Origin of the sequence: Motilimonas thetidivivens (assembly GCF_046452435.1) — a bacterium.
Classification (GTDB): domain Bacteria; phylum Pseudomonadota; class Gammaproteobacteria; order Enterobacterales; family CBDFNC01; genus Motilimonas.
The window spans coordinates 197,108-208,057 of record NZ_JBKFDK010000004.1 but is presented as its reverse complement, the minus strand read 5'-3'; the positions used below and the strand labels follow the sequence as shown (position 1 = coordinate 208,057).

General features: G+C 44.4%; 12 protein-coding genes and 1 rRNA gene. 11 read left to right on the top strand and 2 right to left on the bottom strand.

Features of this window, described 5'->3' with window-relative positions; genetic code table 11:
- Positions 1–63 precede the first annotated feature (63 nt).
- Positions 64–179 (top strand): 5S ribosomal RNA (gene rrf, locus ACK8OT_RS05260).
- A gap of 121 nt (positions 180–300) precedes the next feature.
- Here rrf and ygfZ read toward each other — a convergent pair.
- Complete coding sequence (ygfZ, locus tag ACK8OT_RS05255) at positions 301–1,278, bottom strand: tRNA-modifying protein YgfZ (RefSeq protein WP_410195453.1); 978 nt, start codon at positions 1,276–1,278, stop codon at positions 301–303.
- A 143-nt stretch (positions 1,279–1,421) separates the two neighbouring features.
- Between ygfZ and ACK8OT_RS05250 the strand changes: the two genes are divergently transcribed.
- A complete protein-coding gene (locus ACK8OT_RS05250) occupies positions 1,422–1,673 on the top strand; it encodes an FAD assembly factor SdhE (RefSeq protein WP_410195452.1) in 252 nt (83 codons plus the stop codon).
- Positions 1,660–2,061 carry a protein YgfX gene (locus tag ACK8OT_RS05245; protein WP_410195451.1) on the top strand — a complete coding sequence of 134 codons (402 nt, stop codon included), beginning with the start codon at positions 1,660–1,662 and terminating at the stop codon, positions 2,059–2,061. Before ACK8OT_RS05250 ends, ACK8OT_RS05245 begins: the two co-directional genes overlap by 14 nt.
- A 47-nt stretch (positions 2,062–2,108) precedes the next feature.
- Here ACK8OT_RS05245 and nadB read toward each other — a convergent pair whose 3' ends face one another.
- On the bottom strand, positions 2,109–3,722 hold the full coding sequence (nadB, locus tag ACK8OT_RS05240) for an L-aspartate oxidase (protein WP_410195450.1): 1,614 nt from the start codon (positions 3,720–3,722) through the stop codon (positions 2,109–2,111).
- A 194-nt stretch (positions 3,723–3,916) separates the two neighbouring features.
- On the opposite strand from nadB, the gene rpoE reads away from it, so the two are divergent.
- The 8 genes from rpoE (at position 3,917) to era (ending at position 10,939) form a co-directional block, all read left to right on the top strand.
- The gene (gene rpoE, locus ACK8OT_RS05235) at positions 3,917–4,495 is read left to right on the top strand and encodes an RNA polymerase sigma factor RpoE (RefSeq protein WP_410195449.1); all 579 of its coding nucleotides are present in this window, start codon (positions 3,917–3,919) and stop codon (positions 4,493–4,495) included.
- 12 nt (positions 4,496–4,507) lie between these two features.
- On the top strand, positions 4,508–5,056 hold the full coding sequence (locus ACK8OT_RS05230; RefSeq protein WP_410195448.1) for a sigma-E factor negative regulatory protein: 549 nt from the start codon (positions 4,508–4,510) through the stop codon (positions 5,054–5,056).
- Entirely contained in the window at positions 5,004–6,077 is a 1,074-nt protein-coding gene (locus ACK8OT_RS05225) for a MucB/RseB C-terminal domain-containing protein (RefSeq protein ID WP_410195447.1), read from the top strand. Before ACK8OT_RS05230 ends, ACK8OT_RS05225 begins: the two co-directional genes overlap by 53 nt.
- Positions 6,070–6,516 carry a SoxR reducing system RseC family protein gene (locus ACK8OT_RS05220; RefSeq protein WP_410195446.1) on the top strand — a complete coding sequence of 149 codons (447 nt, stop codon included), beginning with the start codon at positions 6,070–6,072 and terminating at the stop codon, positions 6,514–6,516. Before ACK8OT_RS05225 ends, ACK8OT_RS05220 begins: the two co-directional genes overlap by 8 nt.
- A gap of 139 nt (positions 6,517–6,655) precedes the next feature.
- Positions 6,656–8,452: a translation elongation factor 4 gene (gene lepA / locus ACK8OT_RS05215; RefSeq protein ID WP_410195445.1), complete on the top strand. Its 1,797-nt coding sequence runs from the start codon at positions 6,656–6,658 to the stop codon at positions 8,450–8,452.
- The gene (lepB, locus tag ACK8OT_RS05210; RefSeq protein WP_410195444.1) at positions 8,452–9,363 is read left to right on the top strand and encodes a signal peptidase I; all 912 of its coding nucleotides are present in this window, start codon (positions 8,452–8,454) and stop codon (positions 9,361–9,363) included. The genes lepA and lepB overlap by 1 nt, the downstream gene beginning before the upstream one ends.
- Positions 9,360–10,031, top strand: a complete 672-nt coding sequence (rnc, locus tag ACK8OT_RS05205) for a ribonuclease III (protein ID WP_410195443.1) — start codon at positions 9,360–9,362, stop codon at positions 10,029–10,031. Before lepB ends, rnc begins: the two co-directional genes overlap by 4 nt.
- On the top strand, positions 10,028–10,939 hold the full coding sequence (gene era, locus ACK8OT_RS05200) for a GTPase Era (RefSeq protein WP_410195442.1): 912 nt from the start codon (positions 10,028–10,030) through the stop codon (positions 10,937–10,939). The genes rnc and era overlap by 4 nt, the downstream gene beginning before the upstream one ends.
- The last annotated feature ends 11 nt before the right edge of the window (positions 10,940–10,950 follow it).

Genomic DNA, 10,950 nt, shown 5'->3' with positions numbered 1-10,950 from the left:
CAATTTTAAAAAGCCATCCGCTGGGTGGCTTTTCTCGTCTCAGGACGAAAAAAAACAGTTTATTTTGGTGACAATAGCGCTGTGGAACCACCTGATTCCATGTCGAACTCAGAAGTGAAACGCAGCAGCGCCGATGGTAGTGTGGGGTCTCCCCATGTGAGAGTAGGACATCACCAAAGCTCATTCGAAAGGCTGCCTTAGGCAGCCTTTTTTGCTTTTACCTTCTATTGATTAAGCCACTTACTGCAAAAATCGACAGAAGTGGCTGTATGACTTGCTTAACTAATTTGTTAGCTCTAGTTAATTACTTAGTGAGGCATAGGGAAGTGGAGCTATGTAGAGCGTCGATTCTGCTTGCTCTTTGATTCTAAATTGGCTGTTATTTGGATCACTGTCTTTTGGTAAAACTGCCAATAATTCAATATGTTGATCACCATACTGACAGCCAGATATCACCTGTCCAACGCGCTTCCAGTTGTCGCCTAATTTTAACTCTATGGTATCACCGACATTTGGCTTTTCTTCCGCTCGGCCAGTCAAGATGAACATAGCGCGCTTGTTAGCGCCTCGGTATTTGGCGCGGGCAATGGTTTCTTGGCCAATATAGCAACCTTTGCTAAACGATATCCCTTCTAATTCGTCTAGGTTTAGTGCTTGCGGGATATATTCACCACTGGTTTTGTCTTCAATAAAACCAACGCCAGATGCAATGTTAAGTGCATTCCATATGCCATCGGTAAATAGCTCGGCTTGTTCGCTTAACTCAGCAAGTGCTTGTGCGGCTATTTCATTTTTTAGGATAACCAAATAGCGCAGTGACGGGTAAGGCTGTTTGATTAGCGCACCGTTAGGCAATAAACGACTTTTATCATGGGTAGCTGCGGCATCTAAATGCTGTGATATATAGTGAGCCGATTTCGAGCCAATCAGGCCAAGCATTTGATATTCTGTTTCTATTTCAATTTCCACGTTTGAAAAGACAGCAAATTTTTTCAACGCGGGCAATTGAATTGGGGTGACTGATTTTGGTTGTGTTAGTAAGATCCTATCTTCAAGAACAATCAGACGAAACACACTAATTGTTTTTCCCTGAGCGTCACACTGTGCAGCCATCGTTTGCTGGCCTGGCGTTAGGCTGTTTAGGTCGCAGGTTAGCTGACCTTGTAAAAATTTAATTCTATCTTCGCCTTTAACGGAAATAAGATCCCAGCTATCTAGCTTACATAAGGCTAATTCAGGCAGTAATGAGATGTTTTCAAGACTGTTTAAATCACGCATGGTTATTCCTTTCAAGCGTTAAAATTTCTAACCTCATGTTATAGCTCACAAGCCACTTTGTCAGTAGTTGTCATCAGGATTTTATAGCTATAACATGCGATCTCTTTATTGCTTTTGCATTTCAATTCGCAGGAACACACAAAATGAATCCACAAAATGAAAAATCTAGGTTGCTCTGGGCCTGTCGTCGGGGAATGTTAGAGCTCGATGTGTTGTTTCGTCCGTTTGTTGAAGAAGCGTACGATGATTTATCTCCCGACCAGCAGCAGGTGTTTAAGCGTTTATTGACCTGTGATGATCCTGATTTGTTTGCCTGGTTTATGGGGCATCAGGTTTGTGAGGATGTTGAGCTTGCTAATATGGTTAGCATTATATTAAATCGTGTTAAGGTATAGCGCCCAGTTTCAGCCTTCGCGCCTTGCTAAGCTAATCTTTTTTTTACCCTTTGTTTTGTTGTCATGGGCTGGGTTATGGCACACCATATCATTGCTGACCTTGGCCTACAGCGCTACCATTTTGCTGGTCGGTTTGGTTTTAGCGTTACGATTAAAGCCCAAGTACCAGATGATTTTATTTGATGATGTTGGTGAGGTCATTCTGCAAGGTGAAACTGAGTATTGTGGCCAAATGCAAATGGGGTGTCAGGTTTGGCCTTGGTTATTACTGATAAGGTTGGCGAATAAGCATAATAAGCAGACTTTATTGGTCTATGCCGATAGTATTAATGCGGGTAGTTTTAGACGCTTGGCGCGGGTAATAAATCTTAATCAACTATCGTATTAATCACCATTGATGTGGGCCGTCTTGCCCACATCAAAGTGAATCCCATATTAAGGTTTTGGGGTCAAAATAGTTGGCCCTGATTCAGGAAGTAGATCTGGATAATCGAGGTTAAAGTGTAAACCGCGACTTTCTTTTCGCTCCATCGCACAGCGAATGATTAACTCCGCCACCTGAACTAGGTTACGCAGTTCTAGTAGGTTATTACTAACACGGAAATTAGAGTAATACTCATCGATCTCTTGTTGTAATAATTGCACTCTGCGTAATGCTCTTTCTAGTCGTTTATCGGTTCGCACTATACCGACATAATCCCACATAAATAGGCGCAATTCGTGCCAGTTGTGTTGAATGACGACTTCTTCGTCTGAGTTGGATACCTTACTTTCATCCCAAGCTGGCACCTTAGGTATTTTTCGTTTGTGAGGCAGTTTATTGATGATGTCTTTAGCTGCCGCATGGGCGAATACAATGCATTCAAGCAATGAATTGGATGCCATGCGGTTAGCACCGTGCAAGCCAGTATAAGACACTTCACCTATGGCATAGAGACCCGCTAAATCGGTTTGGCCATGCATATCCGTCATCACGCCACCGCAGGTGTAATGGGCTGCGGGTACGATAGGGATAGGCTGGATTGCCATATCTATTCCCAATGATAGGCACTTTTCATAAATAGTTGGAAAGTGCTTCATTATAAAATCTTTCGGTTTATGGCTGATGTCTAGGTACATGCAGTCGGCACCTAAGCGCTTCATCTCATGGTCAATGGCGCGAGCCACTATATCGCGTGGGGCAAGTTCGGCGCGCTCGTCACGCTCTAGCATAAAACGCGATCCATCGGGGAGACGTAAGTAGGCGCCTTCGCCACGAAGAGCCTCGGTGAGTAAGAAGTTTCTTGCTTCTGGATGATACAAGCAAGTCGGGTGAAATTGGTTAAATTCCATATTCGCAACACGACAGCCCGCGCGCCAAGCCATAGCAATGCCATCGCCACTGGAAACATCAGGGTTACTGGTATATTGATAAACCTTACTCGCGCCGCCTGTGGCCAAAGCAACAAAATTTGCTTTGATAACTTCGACTTGCTCGGCATCTCGGTTCCATACATACGCACCAACAATATGATTACCTGCCAAACCGAGTTTGCGAGTGGTGATCAAATCAACGGCATTAAAGCGTTCCATTACTGTAATGCGGGGGTGTTGGGCTACGGCCTCGATCAAGGTTGTTTGCACCGCTTTTCCGGTTGCATCTGCGGTATGCAATATACGTCTATGACTATGGCCGCCTTCACGGGTTAGATGATATTTTACTTCATCACTGTCTTTGTCTTTGGTTTCTTCTCGGTCAAAGGGGACGCCTTCGCCAATCAACCATTCCATGCAGTCTTTTGCCGTGGTTGCAGTAAAGCGCACGGTTTCTTCATCACAAATCCCTGCACCAGCGATTAAGGTATCGGCAACATGTGACTCAATGCTGTCCGATTCATCGAATACAGCCGCAATACCACCTTGAGCATACATGGTTGAGCCCTCTGATAAAGGGCCTTTGCTCAACACCCGAACATCTGCATGTTCGGCTAATTTTAACGCTAAAGAAAGACCGGCAGCGCCACTACCGATGATCAATACATCAGAAAGGTATTCAACATTATGTTTCATAGGGTACTATTGCCAATAAAGTAAGACTTACCGTATGTTACTCGTTCTTTCGTTAATATGCATTTATCCAAGGCATGCCAAGTTGAAATTCTTTTTAAGTTCTATGAACTTTTCTTAATTTCTACAGTCTACCCTTATGCAATAACATTCGAGCTAGTCGATTTTTGTTTGAATTTTGGAGGCCGACGTCTCGAATGGGCGCGCAAGAAACAGATCAACAATTGGTTGAACGTGTTCAGCAAGGTGACAAAAACGCCTACAACCTTTTGGTAATCAAATACCAAAACAAGGTTGCAAGCTTAATATCACGTTACGTGAGTCACCCCGGTGATGTGCCGGATGTAACACAAGATGCATTTATAAAAGCCTATAAAGCCTTAGCAACATTTAGAGGTGAGAGCGCTTTTTATACTTGGCTGTATCGAATCGCAGTTAATACTGCAAAAAATTATTTGGTTGCACAGGGGAGAAGACCTCCTGCAGCCGACTTAGATGTGACAGAGGCCGAAGTTTTTGAAGGTCATGAGGCGCTGAGGGAATCTTCTTCTCCAGAAGCTGTCACACTGAGTAATGAAATTAAACATGTTGTATTTAGTACGATAGAGAATTTACCCGATGATTTACGCACTGCGATAACGCTACGTGAATTAGAGGGAATGAGCTACGAAGAGATATCTGACATTATGGGGTGTCCTGTTGGCACCGTAAGATCACGAATATTTCGCGCTAGAGAAGCTATCGATAAAAAGATCCAACCGCTATTGCAGCGTTAATGGGGAAACAGAATGTCTAATCATGAAAAACTATCTGCTTTTGTTGACAGTGAACTGAACGATAAAGGTTTTCTGTCAGATTTATTAAAAGATGAGCAGATGGTCGATCAGTTTTCACGTTACCAACTTATTGGTGATGTGATGCGTGGTGATACACTCAATGATGTGAACATTGATGTTGCATCATCGGTGATGAGCGCTTTAGATGACGAACCAACAGTAATGGCGCCGCAAAAGCTTAATACTGAGCAATCCGTTAGCGCGATGCCTAATAATGTCGTGCCTTTATTTAAAAAGATTGGCCAATATGCCATTGCGGCATCGGTTGCGGCGTCGGTTGTGATTGGGGTGCAGATTAATACTGCACAACAAGATAGTTTGACGCCAGCGCCAGTATTAGATACTGTGCCTTTTGTTGGTATAGCTGAGCCGGTAAGTCTTCAAGCACAGCCAGCTAACGTTGATAAGTTAACCGAACAACAAGAGCTGGAACAGCGTCGAAAAATAAATGCACTTTTACAGGATCACACCTTGCAACAACGTATGTTGCAACAACATTAACATTATTCTTTACGCACAAGCCATCTTGTTGGCTTGTGTGCTTTCCTTGTTTTCCGTTCGTGCTTGGGCTGAACCCGCAGAGCCCATTTCCTCTTCAAATCAATCAACCGAATTCTTTTTACAGCAAATGGCTGAGTCCTTTGCCGAGCTCAATTATGATCTATCTTACATTCAAGTTTTTGAAGGTGTGATAGAGCCTAAGCGCTTGAGCCATGGCGTATTAGAGGGCGTAGAAATTTCTTATTTAAGCCATTTAAACGGACCGCCAACCGAATATGTTCAGCGCGGCAAGCAAGTCAGTTTTTTTGAGCCGGATATAGAGCCCTATACCCTAGAAACGCAATTACAACAGGGCAGTTTATTTCGCATTGCTAAGCAGAGTTTAACTCAGCTACAACAAAGCTACGATTTTGTGCAAGCTGGCAAGAGTCGTGTTGCAGGGCGTCCCGCGCAAGTGATCAGAATGTCGCCAAAAGATGGCGACCGTTATGGTTATTTACTTTGGTTAGATCGCCATACCAGCTTACCTTTACGCATTGACACCTTAGATTTACAAGGTCAGCTTGTTGAACAAATGATGGCAATTTCATTGCGCTTGTATAACGAAGCGACGCCTTGGATTGCGGAGTTGTCGACCGTGGATTTGCCGGCTGTGGTCAAGGTTAATGCTAAATCGCCAGCTAACACCGCAGGCTGGCAATTATCTTGGTTACCTAAGGGTTTTAAGGTGATATCAAGTGATAGTCATAGCATTCCAATTACTGGGGATGCCGTGGATTATTTTATGGTTTCAGATGGCGTTGCGGTCATTTCTGTTTACATAGAAGCAGATGATCAGCCTTTAGGCTCGTTTACACCCGTTGCACGTAAAGGCGCTCTTAATCTGATCACCGTCAAGCATCGTGGTAATAAAATCACGGTTGTAGGAGATATTCCTGCTGAAACTGGCTTAAAAATAGCGAAGTCTGTGATGGCCACCGGTAGCAAAAGCACCGTAGAGCAAGGCAATAACAATGGCTAATGAATACGTGCAAATTGTGGCTGTTGAGGACGATACCGTTTGGGTTAAGTGTCAAACCCAAAGTGCTTGTCAAAGTTGCAGTGCTAAATCAAGCTGTGGCACCAGCGTGTTAGCAAAAGCTTTTCCGGTTCGTACCCAAGAGCTAGGTGTAAAGGTTGAGCCAGCTCATCAGTTTCAAGTTGGTCAAACCGTTGAGCTAACGGTGACTGATACCGTGATACTCAGCGCCGCTTTTCAGGTTTATCTATTGCCCTTGCTGGGTTTATTACTGGGCGCGGTACTCCTTCCTTTAATTGTTGCCGCGCAATGGGCTGAACTTAGTTCCATTATTGGCGGTGCTGCAGGATTGATTCTTGGTTTATGGTTCGCTAAAACTTCCTATAAGCGAGCGCATACCCAACATCAGGTAAGTATAAAAGCCAAGTCTGAAACTCTTTAGTCTTAATGTTTTCTTTGTCCAACCCGAAAAGATCGCGATAGTTTGCTTTCGCTAGATGCAAAAGATAGCGAGAACGTTACAAATTGGTTAGAATTCGCTCCTTAATTTGTTTGTCCCTTAGTATTAACGCCGAGTATTCATGAAGCACATTCGAAATTTTTCCATCATTGCACACATTGACCATGGTAAATCCACCTTATCTGATCGTTTGATCCAAGTGTGTGGAGGCTTGACCGATCGCGAAATGCAAGCCCAAGTTCTAGACTCGATGGATCTAGAAAAAGAGCGTGGCATTACTATCAAAGCACAAAGTGTGACGTTAGATTATAAAGCGCAAGATGGTGAGACCTATCAGCTTAACTTCATTGATACACCGGGACATGTAGACTTTTCCTATGAAGTGTCTCGCTCGCTGGCAGCATGTGAAGGCGCTTTATTGGTTGTTGACGCGGGCCAAGGTGTAGAAGCACAAACCTTGGCTAACTGTTACACCGCAATCGAAATGGATCTGGAAGTGGTGCCAATCTTAAACAAGATTGACTTACCAGCAGCAGATCCCGAGCGTGTGGCCGAAGAAATTGAAGACATTGTGGGCATTGACGCTACCGATGCGACTCGCTGCTCAGCTAAAACAGGTGTTGGCGTTGATTTAGTACTCGAAGATATCGTTAAAAATATTCCGGCTCCAGTGGGCGATCTTGAAGCGCCGTTACAAGCTTTGATTATCGACTCTTGGTTTGATAATTATTTAGGCGTTGTTTCTTTAGTGCGTATCAAAAACGGCGTACTAAAGAAAAATGACAAGATCAAAGTAATGAGCACTGGCCAAGAGTGGGGCGTAGACCGTCTTGGTATCTTCACGCCAAAACAAGTCGATACTCAGCGTCTAGGCGCGGGTGAAGTGGGCTGGGTTGTGTGTGGTATCAAGGATATTTTGGGTGCGCCTGTGGGTGATACCCTGACCACGGCAAAACACGGTGCTGACAAGCCACTGCCAGGTTTTAAAAAGGTTAAGCCGCAAGTTTACGCTGGCCTATTCCCTGTTAGTTCAGACGATTATGAATCGTTTCGTGATGCTTTAGGTAAATTAAGCTTAAACGATGCTTCATTGTTCTATGAGCCAGAAAACTCAACCGCACTGGGCTTTGGTTTCCGCTGTGGCTTCTTGGGTATGCTGCACATGGAAATTATCCAAGAACGCTTAGAGCGTGAATATGACTTGGATCTGATTACCACAGCGCCGACCGTGGTGTATGAAGTGGTACTGAACAATAATGAGATCATATACGTAGATAGCCCAGCTAAGTTACCTGCGGTTAATGATATTAAAGAAATTCGTGAGCCGATTGCACGCTGTAATATCTTAGTGCCGCAAGATTATCTCGGTAACGTGATTACTCTATGTGTTGAAAAACGCGGTAATCAGGTTGATATGACTTATCACGGCAATCAAGTGGCTGTGGTTTATGACATTCCTATGGCTGAAGTGGTGTTGGACTTCTTTGACAAGCTAAAATCAACCAGCCGTGGCTATGCTTCGCTTGATTACAACTTCTTGCGTTTCGAAGCCTCTAACATGGTACGCGTTGATGTATTGATTAACGGTGATCGCGTTGATGCACTTGCCTTGATCACCCATAAAGAGCATTCAGAATCACGCGGTCGTCAATTGGTTGAGGCGATGAAAGACCTGATTCCACGACAAATGTTTAACATTGCTATCCAAGCCGCTATCGGCTCACACATTATCGCGCGTTCAACCGTGAAACAAATGCGTAAAAACGTAATCGCGAAATGTTATGGTGGTGACGTTAGCCGTAAGAAAAAACTCTTGAAGAAACAAAAAGAAGGTAAGAAACGTATGAAGCAGGTAGGTAACGTCGAAGTACCTCAAGAAGCTTTCCTTGCCGTCTTGCACATAGGTAAGGACAAGTAATGGCAAATACGTTCTCGTTAATCCTGGTAATTGCAACGTTAGTGACAGGTATTATTTGGTGTCTAGATAAGTTTCTCTGGGCACCAAGACGCGCACAAGAAGTGGAGGCGGTTAAAGCCAAGTCTAATGTGCCCCTTGACGACGAAGTGCTAGCCAGTATTGCGCCACAACCTGTGTGGGTAGAACAAGCGGTCTCTATTTTTCCGGTGATCGCCTTTGTCATGGTGTTGCGTTCATTTATCTATGAGCCGTTTCAAATTCCATCGGGATCGATGAAGCCGACTTTGCTGGTGGGCGATTTTATTCTGGTGGAAAAATTTTCTTATGGCATCAAGGATCCTGTGTTTCGCTCTGAGCTAATCGCGACCGGAAAGCCAGAACGAGGCGATGTGGCGGTGTTTAAGTATCCGCAAAATCCGCAGATCGACTACATTAAACGTATTATTGGTTTGCCTGGTGATCGCATCGTTTATCGTGATAAGCAGCTTTATATTCAAAAAGCCTGTGACAAGGCTCCTTGTGCGCCGCTTACTAAGGTTGAGATGAAGCCTGTCGGGCAATTCTTGGATGGCAATGCCAAGGTGGATGAATTAAGTGAGCAATTAACCGCAGATTTAAACCACCATGTGTTAAACAACCCACGTCGCCCTGAGCGTGTTGATAATTATTACCGTCAACCGGGCACGGCGAGTGATGAGTGGATAGTTCCGGATGGCCATTATTTCGCCATGGGTGATAACCGCGATGACAGTTTAGACAGCCGTTTTTGGGGCTTTGTCCCAGACGCTAACTTAGTAGGTAAAGCGGTTGCGATTTGGATTAGTTTTGAATTTGGCCGTGATGACAGCAGTGCGCTACCTAAGTGGGTACCGACTGATGTCAGATTTAGCCGAATAGGTGGTATTGAATGAATTTAGATAGGCAACGCTTGTCCAGACGTCTTGGTTATGAGTTTAAAGACACTAAGCTGTTTTTACAGGCGCTGACTCATCGCAGTGCAAACGGCAAGCACAATGAACGCCTAGAATTTCTTGGTGATTCAGTGCTCAGTTTTGTTATTTCAACTGAGTTATACAAACGCTTTCCAAATATTAACGAAGGCGATATGAGCCGGATGCGCGCAACCTTAGTTAAAGGGAATACCTTGGCTGAATTTGGTCGCGAATTTGAGCTAAAAGATTGTTTGATCTTAGGTCCGGGTGAGCTTAAAAGTGGCGGTTTTCGCCGTGATTCTATCTTAGCCGACACCATAGAAGCCCTGATTGGCGCTATCTATTTAGACTCGGATATTGAAACGGCCAACCGATTAGTCTTGTCTTGGTATAAGTCGCGTTTAGACAGCATTAAACCCGGCGCCGGACAAAAAGATGCAAAAACCAATTTGCAGGAGTTTTTGCAGGCGCATAAGCGCGATTTACCCGAATATAAGGTCATCAATATTAAAGGCGAAGCCCACAATCAAGAGTTCACCGTCGAGTGTGTCATTCTGGGGTTAACTGAACCCGCTTATGGCAAGGGCACCAGTCGCCGTAAAGCCGAACAGGCTGCGGCGAAAAAAGCATTGGAGTTATTGTCATGATAGATGAGCCTAAGTTAGACACACGTTGTGGCCTTGTTGCGATAGTTGGCCGACCTAATGTTGGTAAATCAACTATTTTAAATAGCCTATTGGGACAAAAGGTGAGCATTACCTCGCGTAAGCCACAGACTACGCGCCATCGCATTTTAGGGATCGACACCCATGGCATTTACCAAACGGTTTATGTCGATACACCAGGTTTACATATTGAAGAAAAGCGTGCCATCAACCGCTTAATGAATAAAGCCGCATCCAGCACATTAGCGGATGTTGAGTTGGTTATTTTTGTGGTGGAAGGGACGCACTGGACCGCCGATGACGAGATGGTGTTAAGCAAACTTGAAAGCACCAAAGCGCCCGTGGTGCTTGCGGTTAACAAGGTGGATAACGTGAAAGACAAAGAAGCGTTAATGGCGCATCTGCAGCATTTGTCTACTTTACGTGATTTTAAAGCCATTCTACCTATGTCGGCTAAGCTCAATAAAAACGTTGAGCAAATCGCAGCGTTTGCGCGTGAAGCCTTGCCCGAGAACGTGCACTTTTTCCCCGAGGATTACATTACCGACCGCTCCAGTCGGTTTATGGCATCTGAAATCGTCAGGGAAAAATTAATGCGCTTTACTGGTGACGAATTACCTTATTCGACCACGGTAGAAATTGAGCAATTCAAACAACAGGAAAACGGCACGTTACAGATTAACGCCCTGATCCTAGTTGAGCGCAATACGCAAAAACGTATGGTGATCGGCAAAAAAGGCGAAAAGCTGAAAGTGATTGGTCGCGAGGCGCGGATCGACATGGAAGAGTTGTTTGGCAGCAAAGTTTTTCTTGAGCTTTGGGTTAAGGTTAAATCTGGCTGGGCCGATGATGAGCGCGCACTGCGTAGCTTAGGTTACTCAGAAGATTAAAAATAATATAA

Excerpts from the sequence above, each read along its gene's own strand:
- era (WP_410195442.1), top strand. The coding sequence starts at position 10,028 with ATGATAGATGAGCCTAAGTTAGACACACGTTGTGGCCTTGTTGCGATA.
- ACK8OT_RS05220 (WP_410195446.1), top strand. The coding sequence starts at position 6,070 with ATGGCTAATGAATACGTGCAAATTGTGGCTGTTGAGGACGATACCGTT.
- rpoE (WP_410195449.1), top strand. The coding sequence starts at position 3,917 with ATGGGCGCGCAAGAAACAGATCAACAATTGGTTGAACGTGTTCAGCAA.
- ygfZ (WP_410195453.1), bottom strand. The coding sequence starts at position 1,278 with ATGCGTGATTTAAACAGTCTTGAAAACATCTCATTACTGCCTGAATTA.
- ACK8OT_RS05230 (WP_410195448.1), top strand. The coding sequence starts at position 4,508 with ATGTCTAATCATGAAAAACTATCTGCTTTTGTTGACAGTGAACTGAAC.
- ACK8OT_RS05250 (WP_410195452.1), top strand. The coding sequence starts at position 1,422 with ATGAATCCACAAAATGAAAAATCTAGGTTGCTCTGGGCCTGTCGTCGG.
- lepA (WP_410195445.1), top strand. The coding sequence starts at position 6,656 with ATGAAGCACATTCGAAATTTTTCCATCATTGCACACATTGACCATGGT.
- rnc (WP_410195443.1), top strand. The coding sequence starts at position 9,360 with ATGAATTTAGATAGGCAACGCTTGTCCAGACGTCTTGGTTATGAGTTT.
- ACK8OT_RS05225 (WP_410195447.1), top strand. The coding sequence starts at position 5,004 with ATGCACTTTTACAGGATCACACCTTGCAACAACGTATGTTGCAACAAC.
- lepB (WP_410195444.1), top strand. The coding sequence starts at position 8,452 with ATGGCAAATACGTTCTCGTTAATCCTGGTAATTGCAACGTTAGTGACA.
- nadB (WP_410195450.1), bottom strand. The coding sequence starts at position 3,722 with ATGAAACATAATGTTGAATACCTTTCTGATGTATTGATCATCGGTAGT.